We start from the raw sequence: 22,940 nt of genomic DNA, 5'->3' as shown, positions 1-22,940 counted from the left end.
TGAAATGCCGGAAGGGCCTGGAAACATGGGCCATTCCGGCATTTCAGCATTTATCAGGAGAAAATTTCGAGATTTGTATTGACTCATGAAAAATTTCCTAGTATTATAATTATAAGTACGAAAGGAATAATGAAAGAAATTAATAAGTAAAACTAATAACAAATATCCCTATCTAAAATAACAGGATTTTACGGTTCCCTGAGATGGAGGATACGCTGGACGTAAGTGGAAAAGGAGATTGGACAATGGCAAAAGTAGGAATTGTAATGGGAAGTGACTCTGATATGCCGGTTATGGCAAAGGCGGCTGAAATCCTGGACAAACTGGGAATCGGCTATGAGATGACAATCATATCCGCCCACAGGGAGCCGGATGTTTTCTTTGACTGGGCAAAGGCTGCTGAGGGAAAGGGATTCAAGGTAATCATTGCAGGGGCAGGCAAGGCGGCCCATCTTCCGGGCATGTGCGCAGCCATTTTCCCCATGCCTGTCATCGGGATTCCCATGAAGACTTCGGACCTGGGCGGCGTGGATTCCCTGTACTCCATTGTTCAGATGCCAAGCGGTATCCCGGTTGCGACGGTTGCGATTAACGGCGGGGCCAATGCAGGTATCCTGGCGGCCAAGATCCTGGCCACCTCCGATGAGGCATTATTAGGCAGGCTTAAGGAGTATTCAGGGAGCCTTAAGGATGACGTGGTTAAGAAGGCTGAAAAGCTGGAATCCATTGGATACAAGGAATATCTGGCACAGATGAAATAGGGATTTTTAAATAACGCGGAGGATGATAAAACCATGATGGATTACAAAAAGGCCGGAGTTGATATTGAGGCGGGTTATAAGTCAGTTGAGCTGATGAAGGAATATGTAAAAGGAACCATGCGCCCGGAAGTATTAGGCGGAATCGGCGGATTCTCAGGCGCATTTTCCATGGCTGCATTCAAGGGGATGGAGGAACCCACCCTGCTTTCCGGCACGGATGGTGTGGGAACGAAACTGAAGCTGGCATTCCTTATGGATAAGCATGACACGGTGGGCATTGACTGCGTGGCCATGTGCGTCAACGATGTTGCCTGCGCCGGGGGCGAGCCATTGTTTTTCCTGGACTATATTGCCTGCGGCAAAAATGTGCCGGAGAGAATCGCAACCATCGTAAAAGGCGTGGCAGAAGGCTGCAGCCAGTCCGGGGCAGCGCTGATTGGCGGCGAGACAGCCGAGATGCCTGGATTTTACCCGGAGGATGAATACGATCTGGCCGGATTTGCAGTTGGCATCGTGGATAAAAAAGACCTGATTACCGGTGAGGACCTGTCTGCCGGTAATGTGCTCATCGGAATGGCAAGCTCCGGCGTGCACAGCAATGGTTTTTCACTGGTCCGCAAGGTGTTTGAGAAGGAACTGACAAAAGAGGGGTTAAATACCCACATGGACGCCCTTGGAACCACCCTTGGGGAGGCGCTGATTGCCCCGACCAAGATATATGTGAAGGCGCTGAGGGCCGTCAAGGAAGCAGGGGTTGCCATCAAGGCCTGCAGCCATATCACTGGCGGCGGTTTCTATGAAAATGTTCCCCGCATGCTGAAGGACGGCGTGCGCGCGGTGATTAAGAAGGACAGTTACCCCATTCCTCCAATCTTTCAGCTGCTGGCTGAAAAGGGACAGATTGAAGAGAAGATGATGTACAACACATACAACATGGGCCTTGGAATGATCCTGGCAGTGGATGCCGCAGATGCGGACCGGACCATGGAGGCCATCAGGGCCGCAGGGGAGGCCCCTTATGTGGTGGGTACCATTGAGAGCGGGGAAAAGGGCGTGGACTTATGTTAAGGATAGGCGTCATGGTGTCCGGCGGCGGCACCAACCTTCAGGCAATTATGGATGCAATGGACAGCGGCAGGATTACCAACACGGAACTGGCCGTGGTAATCAGCAACAATGCCAATGCATATGCCCTTGAGCGCGCGCGGCTTAGGGGAATCGAGGCAGTGTGCATTTCACCCAGGGAATATGAGACAAGGGCTGCGTTTAATGAGGCCTTTCTGGCAAAGGTGGACGGATATCAGCTGGATCTGATTGTGCTGGCCGGATTCCTGGTGGCCATACCCGCTGCCATGACAGAGAAATACGAGGGACGTATCATCAATATCCATCCGTCCCTGATTCCTTCTTTTTGCGGAAAGGGGTATTATGGGCTGAAGGTCCATGAAGCGGCCTTGGCCCGGGGCGTGAAGGTTACAGGGGCAACCGTGCATTATGTGGACAGCGGCATGGATACAGGACCAATTATCCTGCAGAAGGCCGTGGAAGTGAAGAAGGGCGATACGCCTGAGGTATTGCAGAAACGTGTGATGGAGGAAGCGGAATGGGTAATCCTTCCCCAGGCCATCCATATGATTGCGAATCAACTGGTATAGGAACAGGCTGGAATCATGGCAGGACATACGGCTTAGACAGGAACAGGCTGGGGCGATGATAAGGCAGACAGGCAGGAGGTAACAGCATGAAAGTATTAATTGTAGGCGGCGGCGGACGTGAACATGCGATTGCGTGGAAGGTGGCCCAGAGCCCAAAGGTGGAGAAGATATATTGTGCTCCTGGCAATGCCGGGATTGCCGGGCTGGCGGAGTGCGTGGATATAGGAGTCATGGATTTTGATGCGCAGGTAACGTTTGCCAGGGAACATGGGATTGACCTGGTAATCGTGGGACCGGATGACCCGCTGGCAGCAGGCGCAGCGGATGCCTTTGAGGCAGCCGGGCTGCGGGTATTCGGGCCAAGGAAGAACGCGGCCATTCTTGAGGGCTCCAAGGCATTTTCCAAGGATTTGATGAAAAAATACAATATTCCTACGGCTTCATATGAGACCTTTGACTCAGCGGAAGATGCGCTGGCATACCTTGAGGACGCGCCCATGCCCATTGTACTAAAGGCTGACGGCCTTGCGCTGGGGAAAGGCGTGCTTATCTGTAACACAAGGGAGGAGGCAAAGGAAGGCGTCAAGACCCTGATGTTAGATAAGCAGTTCGGATCTGCCGGGGACCGGATCGTGGTGGAGGAATTCATGACAGGCCGGGAGGTATCCGTGCTTTCATTTGTGGATGGAAAGACCATTAAAATCATGACCTCGGCCCAGGACCACAAGCGGGCAGGGGACGGGGATCAGGGACTGAATACCGGCGGAATGGGAACATTTTCACCCAGTCCATTTTATACAGAGGAAGTGGATGCGTTCTGCAGGAAATATATCTATCAGCCCACCGTGGACGCAATGAAGGCAGAGGGCAGGGAGTTCAAGGGAATCATTTTCTTCGGCCTGATGCTCACGGACAAAGGTCCTAAGGTCCTGGAGTATAATGCCCGCTTCGGCGACCCTGAGACCCAGGTGGTGCTGCCAAGGATGAAAAATGATATAATAGACGTTTTCCAGGCCTGTGTGGACGGGACCCTGGACCAGATAGAGCTGGAGTTCGAGGACAATGCCGCCGTATGCGTGGTGCTGGCCTCCGCAGGATATCCGGAGCATTACGAAAAAGGGTATAAGATGACCGGGTTTGAGAACTTTGAGGGCAGGGACGGCTACTATGTGTTCCATGCAGGCAGCAAGTTTGATAAGGACGGTAATATCGTGACCAACGGCGGACGGGTGCTGGGGGTTACGGCCAAGGGAAAGACACTTAAGGAAGCCAGGGAAAATGCTTATAGGGCTGCGGAGTGGATTGAGTTTGGGAATAAGTATATGAGGCATGATATTGGGAAGGCGATTGATGAGGTTTAATGGAAGAAATAGATATCGCTGAAGGTACAATTAAGATATAATGTTATATATTAAAAGGCGCTCAGAAAATGGGCGCTTCTTATATTGCAAACATTTGTTCGTCATGCTAGAATAATTAAGCAGGGATACAAGTGGTACAAATTGTATGGAAGTGATATGAAAAGGGAGGTTCCTATGGCAGACAAGGATTTTCAAGTTAGGAATAGTACAATAGATTTCCTTGTATTTACAAAACAGAATTCAACAGATTCAATTCAAGTTAGAGTACATGATGAGAATGTTTGGTTGACGCAGAAATCTATGGCACAGTTATTTGAATGCAGTATTGATAATATTTCACTGCATTTAAAAAATATATTTAAGGACGGGGAACTAGTACCAGAGGCAGTTATCGAGGAATCCTCGGCAACTGCCTCTGATGGAAAACAATACAAAACAAAATTTTATAATCTGGATGCTGTGATTTCAGTTGGCTATAGAATTAATTCATTAAGAGCAACCCAGTTTCGTCAATGGGCAACGAAGGTATTAAGAACATATACAGTACAGGGATATGTTCTTGATAAGAAAAGATTGGAAAATGGACAAATATTTGACGAGGAATATTTTGAACATTTACTGGATGAGATTAGGGAAATCCGTGCCAGTGAGCGGAAATTTTATCAAAAGATAACCGATATTTATGCTACAGCAGTGGATTATTCAAAAGATGCAGTAACCACAAAGGAGTTCTTTAAGACCGTGCAGAATAAACTGCATTATGCGATTCATGGTCATACTGCTGCGGAGGTCATTGTGGAGAGAGCAGACCACGAAAAGGAACATATGGGGCTGACTACATGGAAAAATGCGCCAGGCGGTAAGATTGTTAAATCTGATGTAAGTATAGCAAAGAACTATTTGTCTCAGAGTGAGCTGCAGGATTTGAATCAGTTTGTATCCATGTATTTGGATTATGCGGAAAGGCAGGCCAAAAAGCGCATCCCAATGACGATGGAGGACTGGGCCTCCAAGCTGGAAGTTTTCCTTAAAATGAATGATGAGAATATCTTGATGGATAAAGGAAAGGTGACGCATGAAATTGCGAAAGCCTTTGCAGAAAGTGAATTTGAAAAATACAGGGTGATACAAGATCAATTATATGAGTCGGATTTTGATAAGTTGGTAATGAAAGTTGACTTGTTGTAAGTATAATCTGACAATATTAAGAATATCTATTTCATTCAATCACCAGAGGTTTAATGGAAGAAATAGATATCGCTGAAGGTACAATTAAGATATAATGTTATATATTAAAAGGCGCTCAGAAAATGGGCGCTTCTTATATTGCAAACATTTGTTCGGTGCGCTAAAATAGTTTAACAGGGAAAGAAAAGAGAGGTAGTTGTATAGACGATAAGAAATTCCAGATTAGAAACAGCACTGTGGATTTTTTAGTATTTACAAAACAGAATTCAGAAGATTCTATCGTGACAAAGGCCGTAAGCAGGACTACGGATAATCTTGGGCTGTGTTTTCTGCGTTAAAAGATATGGAAGATATTCTAAAACATCCAATCAGAAGCGATTGGAGTTGTGATATAAATGACATCCTCTGGTTTGGGTATCTGACCAGGGGATGTTCTGTTTTTGGGAAATAAAATCCCAAAGAAATGCAGGATGTTATCCATCCATGGATTCCAAATAAATACACCTTCAAATCCAAAGCCCATCTAAGGCACTTCAGCCCCAACCAGGACAAACGTAAAGTCCGGAATTTTCCAGACAGAAAAACAATTTAAAACTATTATGATTTAACCATTTCCGCCGATGAAAATAAATGGGTTATCTATAAAAAGGCAGACTTAGGGAAAGCAGGAAAATGATAATCATGCGGAAGCAACGCGGACCTATGGCAAACCGTAAATCATAAAAAGCAGTAAGCATTTTCGGCAACATGGCCTATGATGGCTGTGAGGATTGAAGTTAGCATATATGCGAGATATTAATGGCAATACATTATTACAGATTATTACATAGCCTTGACGGCCTATGAGGATTGAAGGACTACCCAGTTTATTTCAGGTATATGAGCAGATATGCATTGCAGGAGGTTCCTGTTTTCTCCTGCCTGTTTTACCGAATCTGTCTTCCCAAACCTGCTTTCCGTATCGGCGCTTTATTATACCAGAACCATCATACTACCAGAACCATGATGTTGCCAGAACCATAATGTTACCAGAACCATCATACTACCAGAACCAGAACAATACCATAACTAAGACTATCCCAACCGTTTAGTCCTGGTAAATATGTTAGATAATGCCATCCTGATAATCACACGGATGGTTAACGAGGTGATTTTTTGAGAGATAAAAAGACAACCCCTTCTCAGGGACGGGACATGCCAAGGATATGCTATGAGGTGAGAGGTGAATATGCGCTATTTACCAATCCCATGACCAAAACAGGCGGGGATCTGCATTCATATCCGGTTCCCACCTGTTCAGCTGTTACAGGATTGACGGAAAGCATTTATTGGAAGCCGTCCATTAAGTGGAAACCGCTGCGGATCCGCATCCTGAATCCCATCCAGTACCAGTCAAGAAGCAAGCTTCTGCCTGTTTATAAGACCGGCGGGAAGGATTTGGCATATTACAGTTACCTGCGTGATATATGTTACCAGATTGAGGTTGAAATGGCCTGGGGAAGTGAACGGTATGCCTCGGACCGCAACGTTGCCAAGCACTATGAATCCATGCTGCGGTGGCTCAGGCGGGGAGGAAAGCTGCCTATCCACCTGGGAATCACCGAATGCTACGCATATGTCAGGCCATGTCCCTTTGGGGAGGGGGAAGGCTATTATGACGCTGTGGATATGGACTTTGGGGTTATGGTCCACAGCAGGGATTTTGAAAAGGGCGTAATCCGTCTGGCGCCTTACCGGATGAATCAGGGCGTGATCCGTTTCCCGGACCAGGAAGCGTGCATTACCAGGAAATGCAGGGCAGGAGGGGATTAGCAGATGAATGTATTGCAAAGCCTGGCCAGGGTATATGACGGTCAAGCTTCCATGGCTGGCGTTCAGAGGGAGGATACGGATGCAGTTCTCCTGCCGTTGTTCCACACATATCTGGCCGCGCATATAACCGTGACAATTGATATGCAGGGGCATTTTCTGGATGCGCGTGTGTTGGATGTTAAAAAAGATGAGGTATATACGATTGTGCCCTCTACCGTGGATTCATCCAGCCGGTCCGGCCCGGAACCGCCGCCTAATCCGTTAAATGACAAACTGGTGTATCTTATGGGCGATGCGGATTCCTGCCTTCAGGACAAGCAGATGGCCATGGATATACAGAAGCGATACAGGGCGCATGATCAGCTGCTTGCTGCCTGGAGCCTGAGCCCTTACGCGGTTCCTCAGTTAGAAGCGGTGAGGTCATACCTGAACCGGAAGCAGACAGCCTCCGACCTGATTGCGGCCAAGGTCATCATACCAGAGGAGGATGGGGCCATTGATGGGAAAAAGAAAGTGGCTGGCAGGGATATCCTGTCCTGTGTGGTCAGGTTCAGGGTACTGGACCAGGAGGCAGGTAAAGGATATGTGGCAGAGACATGGAAAAACAGGGAACTGTTCCAAAGCTGGATTTCTTATTACACTGCCTTTGTGATGGAGCATGGAAAAAGGGATGTCTGTTATGCAACAGGAGAATATACGGTCTGTACCAGCAAACATGCCAATGGCATCCGGGGAAGTTCGGACTGGGCCAAACTTATTTCCTCCAATGAAAACGGCAATATTGTTTTTTCCAGGGACTGGTTCCGCGAAGAGACCGACGCGGTGGACATTGGCCTGGTCACAAGTTATAAGGCCCACTGTGCCTTAAGCTGGATGATCAGACGCCAGGGTCGTGTGTTTGGGAGCAATATCCGCGTGTGCTGGGATAGGGACGGCAATCCACTGGCATTTGACCTGTTTGCAGACACGCCTAATATCCGTGGGAAACATGAATACAGGTTTTATACCGATATGGAAGCCTGCCAGAGCTATCTGGATGCGTGTTTTTCCGAATTCCTTACGGACCGTAAGATGTACCATATGCTGCTGCTGGATGCGCCCAATAAGCAGAATTATAAAGGCAGGCTGGCAATCCTCGATTATGCGGAAATGCCTGCGGGCCTTATCTATCAGCGGCTTAAGCAATGGCACCGGACTGCCATCTGGCAGTTTGCGGCGGGAAGTAGGACCTATACAGGCGCGCCCTCGGTGCCGGATGTGGTGATTGCTGCTTATGGGAGCGAATATGGGGGCGCCCTCACGGTCATGGACCAGACATTATTTGCACGCCAGGTCAACCGTGTGGTTTCTGTCATCTTATCAGGCCGGCCCATGCCTTCAGACATCATGGGCACTCTCATCAGACGGGCGGGGAATCCCTGCATGTTCCGCGAGCGCAGCCATTGGCTCCTGGTCCTGCAGGTTACGTGCGCCCTCCTAAACCGCGATGGGGCAGGGGAAGGCGTCATGCCGGACAGATTAAATACAGACCGCAGCTATCTTTGGGGCCGTCTGCTGGCCATTGCCGATTACATTGAGCGGCTGTATTTCCAGGGGGTTAGGGAAGGGCGCATATCAGGCGTGTGCAGATACATGCAGATGTTTTCATGCGCGCCGGGGAGATATTGGGGGATGATTCGGAAACGGCTTATTCCATACATTAACGAAATCAGCCGGATGAAACGGGGGCAGTATGCGTGCAGGCTTATGGATCAGGTGGAAGACTTGCTCCCAGGGCAGGATGATACCGATGGACCGTTGGGAACCTCCTACTTGACAGGGTTCAGTTCCCAGCAGCTATCTTTTATACAGTATGATTACGCAGTCAGGAAGGAAAAGGGATAGATTTATGAACAGACAGGATTTCATCATGGTATTCAGGGTGGACAATGCAAACCCAAACGGAGATCCACTGGAAGGAAACCGACCAAGAACCAACGACAATGGATACGGGGAAGTAACAGGAGAATGCATCCGACGCAAAATACGCAACCGGTTCATCCACATGGGACTGCCTGTGTTTGTCCAGTCTGACAGCCTTTGCGTGGACGGATACGGTTCCCTGGCACAACGCCTGGCTGCCAGAAAGGACATTTATGATGCCCTCAGGGATGGAAAGACACAGAAAGAAGGTCTGCGCATGGCTTGCGGGACCTGGCTGGATGTGCGGCTGTTTGGACAGATTTTTGCTTTTTCCGGGGTCAGGGCCGCTGCCAGTGCTTCTGTCCACGGCGCCGTGACCATATGCCATGGCACATCCGTGGAGCCGGTGGTGATTAAGGATATCCATATCACCAAGAGCACAAACGGTGAGGACAAAGGCAGCGCCAAAGGCAAATCCTCCGACACCATGGGGTCAAAGAGCATTGTGGAACAGGGCCTGTATGTGGTAAAAGGCTCGGTCAACCCATTTTATGCGGACAAGAATGGGGTCAGTGATGAGGATGTGGAAATTCTTAAAAAGGCCCTTGCCACCATTTTTGAAAACGATGAGTCCTGTGCCAGACCGGCCGGCTCCATGGCAGTATGCAGACTATACTGGTTTGAGCAGCCGGAGCATCATGCCTGTGTGCCAATCCACAAAATTTTTGAATTGCTGGACATACAGAGCCAGGGCAGCGGGGATGCCTGCTGCTTAAAGGAGCTGCCCGATGGGGTACGGGTGACAGAGCTGATTTAGGTTTATGCGGATGAAATCATGGGGCCTTTGATTATCTTAAGGCGTTATTCAATGTGGTATATCTGGACCGGACTGCGGATGTTTCGTCTACCCAGCTGCGCAAGAACCGCTTCAGGATTGTGAAGACAGGCATCATCGGCACGGGGCGTATTGCCCCATGAGACTCACTAGGATTACGCAAAGCGGGCCCTGGAACAAGGAGTCCACGTGCTGTGTGAGAAACCCCATGTCCTTTATCGAGGCGTTTATGGTACAGAGGAGAAGGCAGTGGGAGAACCGGTGATGGGCGGCTGACCACAGGGAAGGATGGATTTGAAAAACGAGAGGAAATATGGATTCTTCTGCTATGGTAGCCGCATTTTCTCCCCTAAGGGTTTAATGAATACATTGACAGAGGGAAAACTCAAGGAGGCAAGGACACGTCAGATGAAGGAGCTGGAGACAATGGCCGCTAATCCGGACGGTACCTGCGGAAAAAGGGTCCACGCACATATGATGGGGATTCTGAAAGGGGAGACAATTTAAGGAGTTTTGAGAAGGGCCCAGGCCGCGACTTATTGTTGCGGCCTTTTAACTGGCTGAAAAATGAATGGTAAGGCTTTTCTCAGTCCGTTCATAAGGTTGGGAGGGTGTTTGTCGGTCTGCAACGATATTGTAACATGTAAAGGTCATATTTATATTGATTAAATGCATGGGTCATTTTAATCATGAGTCATTTAAAGTATGAATCTTATGATTCTTTCCCGTTGGTGTCATCCTCATGGGGACTTGCGCATTTAAGTATTTTCTGCTGCATTTTCAGAAGTTCTTTTGCCATGATCAGGAGATAGTCCTGTGTGTCCGGCAGCAGTTGGGAAAACAAATCCAAAAGTTCTTTTTTATGAGGAGAAGATACAAACATTTCTCCTTGTCCACTTACCAAATATGGTTCTGATACATTGAATGTGATACAGATGATGCGGACATATTTGTCGGATAAAGGACGTATGCCGTTTTCAATCATGGAATAAGAGGTCTGTGTTATTCCTAAAAATTTTGCAAATTCTGTCTGTGTGTACCCAAGGGCCTTTCTTACCTGCTTTAAACGCTGAAGCACGAGTTTACCTCATTTCTGTTTACATGTAGCTGTTTCTGCCTGGCCGCTTACCGTTCTCTTTTGAGTAGAAAATCATTCTGCCAAGTAGGGGGCGCATATCCCTATGATAAACCAAAAAAGCAGATTTGAACATACCAAACATGATTTTAAAGTATACATTTATAGTATTTTAATACCGTTTGGCTGATTTTACAGCCGGCTCAGCTGCAATGTAATAGAATCTATATGATTATTCTATATTATCATATCACAGGATTAATAAAATACAAGGTTTATAAATTAACGTCATATCCCATAATGTCTAAAAACATCCAAATCTTTTCCCTGCTTTTTTCGGTGACAAATTTCTCGCAGATTGGTGAAAAATAGTATTTTTTTGATAATTATGTCATATTCTAATTGATTTTTTATTAATTTAGTGATATTGTAATATCACAAAGGCAATAAAAAACATCTGTTTGAAACCATATAAAGGAGTGATATGAATAATATGGAAAAGTCAAGGTCTGAAGAGATGGCTATGATTTTCAGGCAGCTTTCACCTATCAATCAGCAATACTTTCTGATGATGGTTCAAGTGGCAGATGTTGCGGAAAAAAATGCCGGAAGAAAGAACTGGACTCAAATGGAACCCGGGCAGGGGAATCGTGAGATTTAGGTTTCCCTGCCTGTTTGTCATGAAAAAAGGAGTACGAAAGATGTCAGGATTTTATGGAAATGGAATCGCGCTTACGGAAAAGGTGCTGGATTATCTGTGGGGCAGACAGACCATAACGCTTAATAATATAGCCAATGATGATACGCCTGGATTCAAGTCGCAGCAGGTGACGTTTGAAGACGAACTGATACGCAGACTCCAGGGCGCCGGGAAGGAAATGGATAATCCGCTGGCGGTCTCCAGGGCCATTGACGGGGTGCGGGCCAGGCTGCGGACTACCTGGACCGAGTCCAGCCGTCTGGACGGCAATAACGTGGACATGGACCAGGAGCAGGTGGAGCTGGTCCGCGCCGCTTATGAGTATCAGTATATGGTCAGTTCCATCAGTAACGATATCACGCGCCTGCGCAATGCTGCGAAGGCATTTTAACGGCACGGATTAAGGGAACGGGGAATGGATTTTCAGACAGACCCCGGGACAGGGAAGGGAAAAGAATATGGAAACAGGAACATCGTTCATAACATTAATGAAAGAGTGGGAACCCATACGTGAGTTGTCCTCTGCAAAGGGAAACGCAGCTTCTTCATCAGAGACACCGATATTTAAGGATGTGCTTAAGAATGTGGTTGGCCAGGTTTATAACACCCAAAAGGATGTGGAGACGAAACAATACCTGCTGGCTACAGGACAACTGGATGACGCGCATTCACTTCCCATAGCAGAGGCAAAGGCTGCGCTGAGCCTTGAGGTGATGATTTCCCTGCGGAATAAGGCCATGGAATCATACGGCGAGCTGATGAAGATGAATGTCTGATTTTTACATAAACAAAAGCAAAAGGCTGGATTAACATGCAGAAATTAAAAGAACATTGGCAGAATCTATCAGACAAGTCAAGAAAAATGCTTATGGCAATTGCAGGAGGGACTGCTGCAATTGCCATTATTGCGGTGTTGGTTCTGGAATTGGGGACGAACACGGATTACAGCACGCTGTTTACAGGCCTTAACCAGGAGGAGGCCCAGGAGGTGGTGGCCCTTTTACAGGAGGAAGGGATTGACTACCGCTTTTATGACAAGGATGGGGCCATCCGCGTTCCTGCGGTAAGGGCAGACCAGACCAGGGCCGAGCTTCTCAGCAAGGGGTATCCCAAAAGCGGCTTTACATATGATATGTACCGCAGCAACGCAGGGCTTATGACAACGGAGTCAGATAAGAAACAGTATACCCTGTATGACTTACAGGACAGGCTGGGAGCGCAGATCCGCCTGTTTGAAGGCGTACAGGACGCCAAGGTAACCATCGCAGAAGCGGCGGAGCAGAAATACGCCCTTCAGGATAACACCAACACGGATGCGTCTGCTTCCGTGGTTGTTACCATGGAGGCGGGGCAGGGCCTGAACGACAGTAAGGCAGCGGCAATCAAGAACCTGATAGCCAGGTCGGTGAGAGGATTGAATTTCACTAATGTGGCTGTTTTTGACGCGGACACAATGATGGAGGTAGGGGGCAGCGCTGCGGGTGAGGATGCCTTTGGCAGCGCCAAGGACCTGACAGCCCTTACCAGCCTGATTGAGAATAATATCAGCATCAATGTGCGACGTGTGCTGGAAAAGCTGTACGGACCAGGTAATGTGGCTGTATCGGTAAAGGGAACCCTGAATATGGAGCGGCTGATACAGGAGAACACACAGTACAGCACGCCGGAAAAGATAAATGAGCAGGATAAAACAGGACTCCTTAACAGGGAAGATACCATCAATGAGAATTCGGCGGCCTCGGACCAGGGGGCCGGGGGCGTGGCGGGAGCTGACGCCAATGCGGATACCCCGCGCTATACCAACCAGGATAACACCCAGGCCATAGCGGACAGCTACAGCAACAGCAGCGCCACCAGGGAATGGCTTTACAATTCGGTAAAGGAACAGCGCCAGGTGGACCCGGGCGTGCTGGAAAACGCAACCGTGGGTATTGTAATCAATACAGAGGATACCGCCACGGTGACCAATAACCAGCTGATTAACCTGGTGGCTGATTCCGCGGGCATTCCCCGGGACCGGGCCAATCAGAGCATTACCATTGTAAGGGCGCCGTCCCAGGATGTGGTGCCGGTAATTGCCCCGCCTGAACAGCCTCAGACTAAGGATGAAGGTCTGCCTCTTCCCATCGTGATAGCCATGATAGCTGGCGGAGTCCTGATTCTCCTGCTCCTTTTGCTGCTGTTTATGGAGAGGAGGCTCAGACGCAGGAAGACGGATGGGTATGTGGATTCCCCTGGCATGTACGCTGTGGAGGAGGAAACCAGGGCGCCTGAGACAGAAGCTCCTCCCGTCAATGTACTTAATACCGAGGCAGGGCTTCAGATGCAGGCGGAGAATGCTGAGATGGAGCGCAATGAGGAAATCCTCAATCTCAGGATGCAGCACAGCCTGAAGCTGAAACAGAACATAGGGGAATTCGTGGATCAGAATCCACAGATAGCGGCCAAGCTGGTACAGAGCTGGCTCAGAGGGGAGGTAGGGGACATTGCCGGAAACCGCAGAAGAAAAGAAAGATAAGGCAGAACCAGCCAAGGGGCCGGTGGATATTAAAAACATGGATACAAAGCAGAAAGCGGCCATTGTGGTTGTTTCCCTTGGGGCTGACCGGGCTTCCCAGATTTATAAATATCTGAATGAGCAGGACATTGAGGACCTGACGTATGAGGTGGCTAAGATGGGAAGGACCACCAACAGCCAGGTGGAAGGTGCGCTGGACGAGTTTTATAAGCTCTGCCTTACCCACAAGATGATGACGGACGGCGGCCTTGATTATGCCAGGAACGTCCTGGAAAAGGCCTTTGGGGAGACAACAGCCAGAAGCCTTTTGGAGAAGGTGTCCAAAACCCTTCAGTCCAAGCCTTTCAATTTCTTTATGAAGGGGGATCCCAAAGCCCTTTTGTCCCTTTTGCAGCATGAGCGTCCTCAGGTAATCGCACTCATCATGTCCTACATGGACCCGGAGCAGGCCGCCCAGGTGCTGGAGCAGCTGCCCGAGGCCAAGCGGATACCTACCCTGGAAGGCATGGCCAAGATGGACCGGGTATCCCCGGAAGCCATTGCCATTGTGGAGGAGGAGATGAAGCGCAAGTTTGCCACCATCATTACAAGCGAGGACAATATGAACCTGGGCGGCGTGGATTATGTGGCGGATATCATGAACCATGTGGACCGCACCAATGAAAAACGCATATTTGATGAGATGGATAAGACGAATCCTGAACTGGCCCAGAGCATCCGCGACAAGATGTTTGTATTTGAAAACATCATGGATATGGACGACCGTTCCGTACAGCGCTTTGTACGTGACTGCGACGCAAGGGATATTGTGTATGCGCTTAAGAGCGCGTCGGATGAGATGAAGCAGGTATTCTTCTCCAACATGTCAAAACGTATGGCTGAAACCGTACAGGCTGACCTGGAGATTACCACCAATGTCAGGATGAAGGACGTGGAAGAAGCGCAGCAGCGCATTGTTAATATCATCCGGAATCTGGAGGATGCCGGTGAAGTGATTATCAAGAAGGGGGGAGATGATGACAACATCATCGTCTAGCTGCATCATAAAACCGGGAACAGGAATAGAGATACTGCAGTTTGTCCCGCCTGCCCAGACCGATATCGCGCCCCAAATGCAAAAAAGCAGGGGCAAGGAGGCGGAGCATGCCCGGGCAGGGGAAAACAATCCCGAACCCGCTGCAAGGACGGACGGACAGGGAGCCGCAGATATGGTGGAGGACGCCAGGGAGCAAGCCCGGCAGATTCTTTTAAAGGCCAACCAGATGGCCGGGGATATCCTCAGGGAAGCAGGGAAACAGGCGGAGCAGCTTAAGAAAACCGCCATAGAAGAAGGCTGCAAGGAAGGGTTTGAAGCAGGGTACAAATCAGGAACCGAACAGGCGGCCATGGAACAGGCTGATTTTTTCAGGCGGCAGGAAGATGAATTCAGGAAAGATATGGAACAGGCCCTGGCATCCATTGACCAGGCAAAAGAAAAAAGCCTTAGGAACTACCTGGAGGAATTAAAGGACTGTTCAGTTGCCATTGCTGAAAAGGTCATACACATCAGCCTCAGGTCCAGCGGGGAAGTCATCAAGAGGATGCTTGTAGCTGAGACGGAAAAGCTGAGAAAGACAGCGTGGGTCAAGATATACATGGAAAAAACGGACTATGACATGATGGCGGAGGCGGACGCGGATGTGGTCAGCGAATTGGCCAAGCTATCGGACAATATAAAATTCGTGGTCATGGATAAGGAGTCCAGCGGAAACTGCATCATTGAGATGCCGGATGAGATTGTTGATATCAGCGTTGACACCCAAATGGATAACATCAGGGAGATACTGGGAAATATCAGGTTTTAGGAGTGCTTATGTTTGAGAAAATCCCCAGACTGATTGCCAAATCAGAAACAGTCAGCCATATCGGGAAAATAGAAAATGTTGTGGGCATGCTGATGGAGGCTTCCGGCGGCAGGTCCAGTATCGGCGATATCGTAATGATTTATAACGAGGAGCAGAACTGCCAGATGCCGGCCGAAGTGGTGGGCTTTAAAGACGGTAAGATACAGATCATGACCTACGAGGCTACAAGCGGGATTACCTCAGGAAGTTTTGTCCGCAATACCAAACGCCGTCTGAAGGTGCCTGTGGGGGACTTCCTCATAGGCAGGATCATTGATGCCCTGGGGGAGCCCATAGACGGCAAGGAGGGGTTTAAGGCAAACCGTTTCTACACGGTCAGCAGTCCTTATACCAACCCCTTAAACCGTCCTCCCATCAGGGAACGCCTGGAATTCGGGGTTAAGGCCATTGACGGGCTGAATACTATTGGAAAGGGCCAGAGGATAGGGATATTTGCCGGCTCCGGCGTGGGTAAGAGTACCCTGATGGGCATGATAGCAAAGAATGTCAAGGCGGATATTAATGTCATCGCCCTGGTGGGGGAACGTGGAAGGGAAGTGCTGGAGTTTGTGGAAAAGGACCTGGGGGAGGAGGGGATGCGCCGCTCCATCCTGGTTGTGGCCACCTCGGACCAGCCGGCCATGCTGAGGATGAAGTGTCCTCTGGTTGCCACCACCATAGCGGAATATTTCAGGGATCAGGGCAATGATGTACTGCTCATGATGGATTCCCTTACCAGGTATGCCATGGCCCAGAGGGAAATCGGCCTGGCAATTGGGGAACCGCCCATAGCCAGGGGTTACACGCCTTCCATATATGCTGAATTCCCCCGGCTTTTAGAGCGGAGCGGCAATTTTAATAAGGGTTCCATAACAGGCGTCTACACAGTGCTGGTGGAAGGGGATGACACCAATGAACCCATAGCGGACACGGTCCGGGGTATCCTGGACGGGCATATTGTACTGAGCCGCCAGCTTGCCAATGAGAACCATTTCCCTGCCATTGATATCGGGGCCAGCATATCCAGGCTTATGGTGGATGTGGTGGGGGAGGAACACAGGAGGGCTGCCTCCCGTTTCCGCAATATGCTGGGCCTGTACCAGAAGAATTCAGACCTGATTTCCATCGGCGCCTATAAGAAGGGGACCAACACGGCCCTGGACGAGGCGGTGGCCAAAATCAACAGCATGAATGCATTTTTGCAGCAGGGCATAGATGAGTCGTTTGCTTACGATGAAACCCTAAGGCTGATACAGAACATTGCAGGTTAAAGGAGGGACGGTCGTTGAAGCGGTTTAAATACAGCCTTGATACCGTACTGGATTACAAGACCCAGGTGCTGGATGAACTCAGGTCGGAACATGCGGCCATTGCCAGGAATGTCATGACGAAGCAGGAACAGATTGTACGTCTGAAGGAAAGATTAAACGGGTTCCAGGAGGGATTTGACCAGACAAAATCCACGGGCGCTTCCATTGAGAACCTCCGCCTTTACGACATGTGTATTGGAAGGATGGAAGAAATCATCAGCCAGGAAAAGGAAGAGCTGTCTTTTTTAAGAAAGCGGGAAGAGAGCAAAAAGAAAGAGGTGATTTCCGCAAAGGTGGACACCTCCAAGTTTGAAAAGCTGAAGGATAAAAGGATGCAGGCTTATCAGAGGGCTGAGATGAAGGAAGAAGAAGGGTTTGTGGAAGAATTCATCATCAGGGACATTACCAGGAGCCGGTATCAGGGCCGGGTATAGGGCTGTTAAGGTAGTCGCAGCTGTCAGGCTGTTGATTATAAATATCACATAGAAAGGAGGGACAGGTTTGATAAGGATGGATATGACGCAGAGGGTGCAACAGGCCGTGGAGACCGCGGGACCGGACGTATCTGTTAACCGGGATAAAGGGGATGACAGGAGCGGGACGGATTTCCTGCGGATGTTAAGAGGCAGGCAGCAGGCACTGGAACGCCGGGAAACAGAAGAACGGCTGTCAAAGAAGAATGGGACCAGGGACAAGGCAGGCCCGGTGGATAAAAAAGAGGATGATGCCGGGGAACCGGTGTCCGGGTGGATTCCATTGGAGGCGGTTAAGGCGGGTACTGGCGATGTCTTGAAGGATTTCACCTTTCAATTCCGCATGAATCCCGGTCAGATGCCAATGGAGTGGGATGCTGCTGTCTCAGACACACAGGGGTCAGGCTTTTGGACGCAGGTTGAGGATGGGGCTGTCCGGGAGGACGCGGCGGACGCGTTAGGACAGGAGACAGGCCAGACGCTGCCTCAGGATGGGAATTCCGGTACGGGAATCCCTGGGGACATGGTGCAGCCGGTTTTAGATGCGGTTGTAAGTCCCATGAAACAGCCGGAAGAATCATTCCAGGCATTGGGAAAAGAAGAAACGTTTCCTGTGACCATGGCAGAAGAAAGCCGTAATCAGGAGGAACCCGCAAGGGTCTGGCCGGAAGAAGGGTTTCCTAAGCCGGAGCAGCAGACGGCCGGCCTGGAACAGGCCGTTCCTGAGATTCCTGTTAAGGCGCAGAACCGGGACACCATGGACGGCAGTGGGCAGCCTGAGGAGGAACTGCCTTTGGCCCATGCAGTGGATTCCCACCCGTCCGTGCAGCCTAAGGATTACGGGACCGCGGCACAGGCAGGGACCCAAAGCCCGGTAAGGACAAACATGGAGGAAATGCCGGAGGCCTTTGCCAGGAACCTGGCAGACAGGCTGCCGGAGCGTGACGGTACGCTGACCATTGAGTTTGAGCCTGCTTCTTTGGGGAAGGTGACGCTGAGGGTCATATATGAAGCCGGACGCACATCGGTATCCCTGATGTCAGACAACCCCAAGACCCTGGAAATCCTCAGCCAGAACGCGGGACAGATAGCTGGAATCCTGGAGGATAAGACGGGCAGGGAAACGGTGATTTACACCTATCAGTCCCAGCAGCAGTTTGGGGATTCAAGGCAGGGAGGCAGGGAAGGCCACAGGGAGCCCGGAGAACAAAAGGACGACAGAAGGAGGGGTCAGCGGGATTCATTTGCACAGCAGCTCCGGCTGGGTCTTATATAGACAGGAGGATTCAAACGATGGCAGATAATGTTTCGGTAAGCGGGACCACAGACCCTTATACCCCCCAGGTATATTCAGCAGGGTCCACTGAAAAGAATACGCTGACAGTTACCAGCTTCATCAAGCTTCTGGCAGCACAGCTGGCCAATCAGGATATGACCAATCCCATGTCCAACAGTGAGATGATGGGCCAGATGACACAGATGGCCATGGTCCAGTCCATGGGAGCCATGACGGATTCCATCACCACGTCAACGGCAGTTACCAGCCAGACATATGCGGCAGGTCTTGTGGGACAGGAGCTTACGGTGGCGGTGACAAAGGAAGGGCCAAATGGCCTGCCGGTGCCGGTTGATGTTAAATATGGAAAAGTGGAATCAGTAAACCTGACCGGCGGCGTGCCCATGCTTAAGCTGGAAGGCGACGGTGAGGAATATCCCCTTTCCTATGTCCTTGGCATTGGCCGCATTGATAATCCATATGCGGAAGATGAGGATAAAGAAGGGGGAGATGAGGGAGGAGACGGTGAGAAGGTAGAGGAAAAAGGCAAGACGGAAAACCCCCTCCTTGATGAGAACCTGTATGTCTGATTTTCATGCATGTCAGGAGGAAATAGGATAATGGGAATAAATGGAATTTATAATCCGGGTTTTGCCCAGGCGGACGGAAACAGCAAAGCAGTGTCTGGCCGGGACGGCAATGGAAACAGCGCCAGCTTTGGCGAACTGCTGAAGGCCCGTATGGATGACAGCCTGAATTTTTCCAAACACGCTTCCAGACGTTTGGAGGAGAGAGGCATTGCGGTTGACAGCCAGCTTTTGGGCAGGCTTGAGCATGCAGTAAAAGAGGCGCGCAGGAAAGGCGCCAGGGATGTTGCGGTTATCGGCAGCCAGGGCGTATTCATCGTCAATGTGCCCAATAACGTGGTGGTCACCACCATGACGCAGGACGATATGAAAGACAGGGTTTTCACAAATATTGATAGTGCTGTCCTGATGTAGGCAGGACTGTGAGAGTGCCGGGCTGGGTGCCCGAAGCGCACCGGCAGGGACAGCGGAAAGGATTAAATCATGTTAAGAGCAATGGACTCAGCGGTCGCAGGTCTGCGGGCGCATCAGAGCAAATTAGACGTTATAGGTAATAACATAGCAAATGTAAACACCTTTGGATTCAAGGCCCAGACCTTTACCTTTAAGGAGGCCATGTACCAGAGCGCGGTCAATTCCACGGGAGGGGTGCTGGGGACAGCGGCAGGAACCAACGGCGCCCAGTATGGATACGGAACATTGATGGGTTCCATCATCACGGACATGACGGCCAGCACGCCGACCCAGGTAGGCGGGCTGAACGCATGCCTGAATGCACAGGGATTTTTCATCACGGCATCGGTTCCGGACAAGTCCACATCTATGACAGGAACGGATACAGCTGAAATCACGGCAAATATTAAGGGAGCCGGTTATGAATATACCCGTGTGGGCCAGTTCCAGCTGGACAGCCGGGGACATCTCACGGATGGGAAAAACTTTGTTTATGGTTTCCGGGCAAAAGATGACGCAACCGATGTGGAAACCGATAACCTGGTATCCCTGAGGGTTCCTACCTCCGCGAAACTGTCAATTGCGGCGGACGGCACATCCACATGGGACCTGGAGTTTGATGATGACGCGGAATCACTGCTTACCTCCAGTATACAGATTAACAGTCTGGGTGAGGTTACGGTGACAGTTCCGGTAGAGGTGACTAAAGACGGCGCCACGGTAACCGAGGACCGTCAGGTATCCATCGGCAAGGTTGCAGTGGCCACGTTCCAGAACCAGGAAGGCCTTATGAAGGCCGGCGGAAGTTACTATGTGGCTTCCACAGGCGACAACTCAGGCGCCTGCTCGGCCACTGTCCCGGGAGGGGCCACCTCCTCCCTTATGAGCGGTTATCTGGAGGCGTCCAACGTGGACCTGGCAAAGGAGTTCTCAGAGATGATTACAACCCAGAGGGGGTTCCAGGCCAATTCAAAAATCATCACGGTCAGTGATGAGATATTATCGGAACTGGTTAATATGAAGCGTTAATACACAACTGTTTTCCCTGGTTCTTAAAAATGCCGGGGAAAGCCTTGGAAAGAGGGGCTATATGATTAAAGTCATCCGCCTGAACGGAGAATTACTCTACCTCAATTTATTCCAGATTGAATATATGGAGTCGATTCCGGAGACAAAGATAAAAATGATGAACGGTAATTATTACCTGGTAAAAGATACGGTTGATTCAATTATGAAACAGGCATCGGGATTCCTGAACAACTGTATTAACTTTGAGGATAAATCAAAGTAACGCTGTGGGCACAGGAGGCATCGTAACATGGACATAACAACATTGATTGGAATTGTAGTTGGCACTTTCCTGATAATTAACGGGATCGGAGCTGACAAATTGGGGAATTTCGTGGATAAGTCCAGTATCCTGATTGTTGTGGGAGGGACCCTTGCCGCTACGGTTGCAAGCTATCCGCTGTCCATCCTGATGGATATCCCCAAACATATCATGGTCCTTTTCCGCGGGAAACAATATAACATTCCGAAACTTGTTGAACAGCTGGTGGATCTGGCCATGATTGCGCGTCAGAGCGGCCTTCTGGCCCTGGAAGAAAAGGCGGATGAAATCAAAGATCCCTTTTTCAAACAGAGCGTGCTTATGATTGTGGATGCCAATGACCCGGATAAAGTCCGTTTTGTGCTGGAGCGGGAGCTGGAGAATATGATGACCCGCCATGACGAGGTGGCGGGGCTGTATGAAAAAGCATCGGCCTATGCCCCCGCCTTCGGCATGATAGGAACCCTGGTAGGACTGATTAATATGTTAAAGGGACTAAATCTGGATGACGGGGGAGGGGCCGGGAACCTGGGACAGGATATGTCGGTGGCGCTGATTACCACCTTCTACGGAAGCGTCCTTTCCAACCTGCTTTTCCATCCCATTGCAAAGAAACTGCGTATACGCCAGGATGAGGAAGAACTTTACTGCTCCACCATTATAGAAGGAATCATAGCAATCCAATCAGGAGAGAATCCCAAATACTTAAGGGAGCATCTCCTGGCCTCCATCAAGCAGTCCCAACAGAGAAAGCTTCTGTCAAAGGCAGAAGCCGTCAGCGCCAAGGGCGGAGGTGGCGACAGTGAGGAATAAAAGAAAAAGACCCACTGACGGCGGCGGGAACTGGATGGATACATACGGGGACATGGTCACCCTGCTCCTTACTTTCTTTATCATGCTTTTTGCCATGTCTAACCTGAATGAGCAGAAATGGGAGATATTTGTGCGGAGCATATATCCCCGGTCCACCCAGGAAGTGCAGGAACAGGTGTCCATCAATTCCCCGGTTGGCAAAGCCGAGAGCCAGATGGAGGGGACGCTGGATGTTCCTGAGGCTGAAACAGAAGTCGACATTGATAAGCTCTATCTGACCCTGGCTGAACGGATGAATGAGATTGGGATTGACGGTGTGACCGTATCCAGGGGTGAGGATTACACCTTTATTGTTTTTGAGGACAAGACCTTTTTTGACGGTGACAGTTCCATCCTGACAGACCAGGGCAAGACGACCCTGGATGTATTCTGTGATGTCATAGGCCCTGCCCAGGACGGAGTGTCGCAGATTAACATCATGGCGCATACGGCCCAGGGGAATCCGGACAGGCCCAACAATCCCAGGACGGACCGCATGCTGTCTGCCATGCGCGCCGCGGAGGTGTGCATATTCATACAGGAAAAAGGCATTATTAAGCCTGAAAAGCTGGTGAACATAAGCTACGGGCAGTTCCGCCCGGTTGCGGATAACAGCACACGGGAGGGCAGGACCAGGAACCGCCGTGTGGAGATACTGATGATTGACGAGGGCGCGGACCTTCATTCCATGAACCGGTATTATGACGAATACAACAGCGGTGTGAATGCGGACAGGACCGTGGTCACGGGCCAGGATGCCCGTGGGGATGGTCATGGGTTTGCGCCTGCGGCTCCCAGCGCCGACGGCGTGTCCACTACCATGTCTCCTGCGGCATCCAGCGCCGACGGCGTGTCCGCTGCCGTGTCTCCTGCGACGGACCTTCCGGAGAGCGCGTCTGCCGAACAAGGTATTCCTTCCGATGGCACGGCAGAAGAGGCCGGAGGAACAGTGGCTGAATAAATTTAGTA

General features: G+C 50.0%; 25 protein-coding genes. 24 read left to right on the top strand and 1 reads right to left on the bottom strand.

Annotated features, from left to right (window positions below):
• The first annotated feature begins 245 nt into the window (after positions 1 to 245).
• The 9 genes from purE to DWX59_RS29270 all read left to right on the top strand — a co-directional run bounded on the left by purE (position 246) and on the right by DWX59_RS29270 (position 10,021).
• Positions 246 to 761, top strand: coding sequence for a 5-(carboxyamino)imidazole ribonucleotide mutase (gene purE, locus DWX59_RS08170; RefSeq protein WP_117557899.1), 516 nt, complete (start codon positions 246 to 248; stop codon positions 759 to 761).
• A 33-nt stretch (positions 762 to 794) separates the two neighbouring features.
• Positions 795 to 1,829 carry a phosphoribosylformylglycinamidine cyclo-ligase gene (gene purM, locus DWX59_RS08165; RefSeq protein WP_177314772.1) on the top strand — a complete coding sequence of 345 codons (1,035 nt, stop codon included), beginning with the start codon at positions 795 to 797 and terminating at the stop codon, positions 1,827 to 1,829.
• The gene (purN, locus tag DWX59_RS08160; protein ID WP_117557897.1) at positions 1,823 to 2,416 is read left to right on the top strand and encodes a phosphoribosylglycinamide formyltransferase; all 594 of its coding nucleotides are present in this window, start codon (positions 1,823 to 1,825) and stop codon (positions 2,414 to 2,416) included. The genes purM and purN overlap by 7 nt, the downstream gene beginning before the upstream one ends.
• Positions 2,417 to 2,502: 86 nt before the next feature.
• Positions 2,503 to 3,777: a phosphoribosylamine--glycine ligase gene (purD, locus tag DWX59_RS08155; protein WP_117557895.1), complete on the top strand. Its 1,275-nt coding sequence runs from the start codon at positions 2,503 to 2,505 to the stop codon at positions 3,775 to 3,777.
• A 174-nt stretch (positions 3,778 to 3,951) separates the two neighbouring features.
• Positions 3,952 to 4,965, top strand: a complete 1,014-nt coding sequence (locus tag DWX59_RS08150; protein ID WP_117557893.1) for a virulence RhuM family protein — start codon at positions 3,952 to 3,954, stop codon at positions 4,963 to 4,965.
• A gap of 1,155 nt (positions 4,966 to 6,120) precedes the next feature.
• Entirely contained in the window at positions 6,121 to 6,777 is a 657-nt protein-coding gene (cas5c, locus tag DWX59_RS08140; RefSeq protein WP_235844961.1) for a type I-C CRISPR-associated protein Cas5c, read from the top strand.
• Positions 6,778 to 6,780: 3 nt separating this feature from the next.
• Positions 6,781 to 8,661: a type I-C CRISPR-associated protein Cas8c/Csd1 gene (gene cas8c, locus DWX59_RS08135; RefSeq protein ID WP_117557889.1), complete on the top strand. Its 1,881-nt coding sequence runs from the start codon at positions 6,781 to 6,783 to the stop codon at positions 8,659 to 8,661.
• Positions 8,662 to 8,665: 4 nt separating this feature from the next.
• Entirely contained in the window at positions 8,666 to 9,496 is an 831-nt protein-coding gene (cas7c, locus tag DWX59_RS08130; protein WP_117557887.1) for a type I-C CRISPR-associated protein Cas7/Csd2, read from the top strand.
• Between the two features lie 378 nt (positions 9,497 to 9,874).
• Positions 9,875 to 10,021 (top strand): hypothetical protein, encoded by a 147-nt coding sequence (locus DWX59_RS29270; protein WP_235844959.1) that lies wholly within the window; start codon positions 9,875 to 9,877, stop codon positions 10,019 to 10,021.
• 205 nt (positions 10,022 to 10,226) lie between these two features.
• On the opposite strand, the gene DWX59_RS08115 is transcribed toward DWX59_RS29270, so the two are convergent.
• The gene (locus tag DWX59_RS08115; RefSeq protein ID WP_117557885.1) at positions 10,227 to 10,592 is read right to left on the bottom strand and encodes a helix-turn-helix domain-containing protein; all 366 of its coding nucleotides are present in this window, start codon (positions 10,590 to 10,592) and stop codon (positions 10,227 to 10,229) included.
• Between the two features lie 481 nt (positions 10,593 to 11,073).
• Here DWX59_RS08115 and DWX59_RS28660 point away from each other — a divergent pair, with 481 nt between their 5' ends.
• From DWX59_RS28660 to DWX59_RS08045, 15 genes are all read left to right on the top strand, one after another.
• Complete coding sequence (locus tag DWX59_RS28660) at positions 11,074 to 11,250, top strand: hypothetical protein (RefSeq protein ID WP_166460194.1); 177 nt, start codon at positions 11,074 to 11,076, stop codon at positions 11,248 to 11,250.
• A 40-nt stretch (positions 11,251 to 11,290) separates the two neighbouring features.
• Positions 11,291 to 11,680, top strand: coding sequence for a flagellar basal body rod protein FlgB (flgB, locus tag DWX59_RS08110; protein ID WP_117557883.1), 390 nt, complete (start codon positions 11,291 to 11,293; stop codon positions 11,678 to 11,680).
• A gap of 67 nt (positions 11,681 to 11,747) precedes the next feature.
• Complete coding sequence (fliE, locus tag DWX59_RS08105; protein ID WP_117557881.1) at positions 11,748 to 12,065, top strand: flagellar hook-basal body complex protein FliE; 318 nt, start codon at positions 11,748 to 11,750, stop codon at positions 12,063 to 12,065.
• 35 nt (positions 12,066 to 12,100) lie between these two features.
• On the top strand, positions 12,101 to 13,807 hold the full coding sequence (locus DWX59_RS08100; RefSeq protein ID WP_117557879.1) for a flagellar M-ring protein FliF C-terminal domain-containing protein: 1,707 nt from the start codon (positions 12,101 to 12,103) through the stop codon (positions 13,805 to 13,807).
• Positions 13,808 to 13,844: 37 nt separating this feature from the next.
• On the top strand, positions 13,845 to 14,843 hold the full coding sequence (fliG, locus tag DWX59_RS08095) for a flagellar motor switch protein FliG (RefSeq protein WP_227124054.1): 999 nt from the start codon (positions 13,845 to 13,847) through the stop codon (positions 14,841 to 14,843).
• Entirely contained in the window at positions 14,821 to 15,651 is an 831-nt protein-coding gene (locus tag DWX59_RS08090) for a FliH/SctL family protein (protein ID WP_117557875.1), read from the top strand. Before fliG ends, DWX59_RS08090 begins: the two co-directional genes overlap by 23 nt.
• A gap of 8 nt (positions 15,652 to 15,659) precedes the next feature.
• Complete coding sequence (locus tag DWX59_RS08085) at positions 15,660 to 16,961, top strand: FliI/YscN family ATPase (RefSeq protein ID WP_117557873.1); 1,302 nt, start codon at positions 15,660 to 15,662, stop codon at positions 16,959 to 16,961.
• A gap of 14 nt (positions 16,962 to 16,975) precedes the next feature.
• Positions 16,976 to 17,434 (top strand): flagellar export protein FliJ, encoded by a 459-nt coding sequence (locus tag DWX59_RS08080; RefSeq protein WP_117557871.1) that lies wholly within the window; start codon positions 16,976 to 16,978, stop codon positions 17,432 to 17,434.
• Positions 17,435 to 17,510: 76 nt separating this feature from the next.
• Complete coding sequence (locus tag DWX59_RS08075) at positions 17,511 to 18,749, top strand: flagellar hook-length control protein FliK (RefSeq protein WP_235844979.1); 1,239 nt, start codon at positions 17,511 to 17,513, stop codon at positions 18,747 to 18,749.
• A gap of 17 nt (positions 18,750 to 18,766) precedes the next feature.
• A complete protein-coding gene (locus DWX59_RS08070) occupies positions 18,767 to 19,339 on the top strand; it encodes a flagellar hook capping FlgD N-terminal domain-containing protein (RefSeq protein ID WP_117557869.1) in 573 nt (190 codons plus the stop codon).
• Positions 19,340 to 19,366: 27 nt separating this feature from the next.
• Complete coding sequence (locus DWX59_RS08065) at positions 19,367 to 19,750, top strand: TIGR02530 family flagellar biosynthesis protein (protein ID WP_117558020.1); 384 nt, start codon at positions 19,367 to 19,369, stop codon at positions 19,748 to 19,750.
• 69 nt (positions 19,751 to 19,819) lie between these two features.
• Positions 19,820 to 20,818 (top strand): flagellar hook-basal body complex protein, encoded by a 999-nt coding sequence (locus tag DWX59_RS08060; RefSeq protein WP_117557867.1) that lies wholly within the window; start codon positions 19,820 to 19,822, stop codon positions 20,816 to 20,818.
• Between the two features lie 61 nt (positions 20,819 to 20,879).
• On the top strand, positions 20,880 to 21,080 hold the full coding sequence (locus DWX59_RS08055; protein ID WP_117557865.1) for a flagellar FlbD family protein: 201 nt from the start codon (positions 20,880 to 20,882) through the stop codon (positions 21,078 to 21,080).
• 27 nt (positions 21,081 to 21,107) lie between these two features.
• Positions 21,108 to 21,932 (top strand): motility protein A, encoded by an 825-nt coding sequence (locus tag DWX59_RS08050; protein WP_117557863.1) that lies wholly within the window; start codon positions 21,108 to 21,110, stop codon positions 21,930 to 21,932.
• On the top strand, positions 21,922 to 22,932 hold the full coding sequence (locus tag DWX59_RS08045) for an OmpA/MotB family protein (protein ID WP_117557861.1): 1,011 nt from the start codon (positions 21,922 to 21,924) through the stop codon (positions 22,930 to 22,932). Before DWX59_RS08050 ends, DWX59_RS08045 begins: the two co-directional genes overlap by 11 nt.
• The last annotated feature ends 8 nt before the right edge of the window (positions 22,933 to 22,940 follow it).

The organism is Enterocloster aldenensis, from assembly GCF_003434055.1.
In the GTDB taxonomy this organism is placed as follows: Bacteria; Bacillota; Clostridia; order Lachnospirales; family Lachnospiraceae; genus Enterocloster; species Enterocloster aldenensis.
The sequence above is the reverse complement of the archived record's forward strand: the minus strand, read 5'-3'. Positions and strand labels throughout refer to the sequence as shown.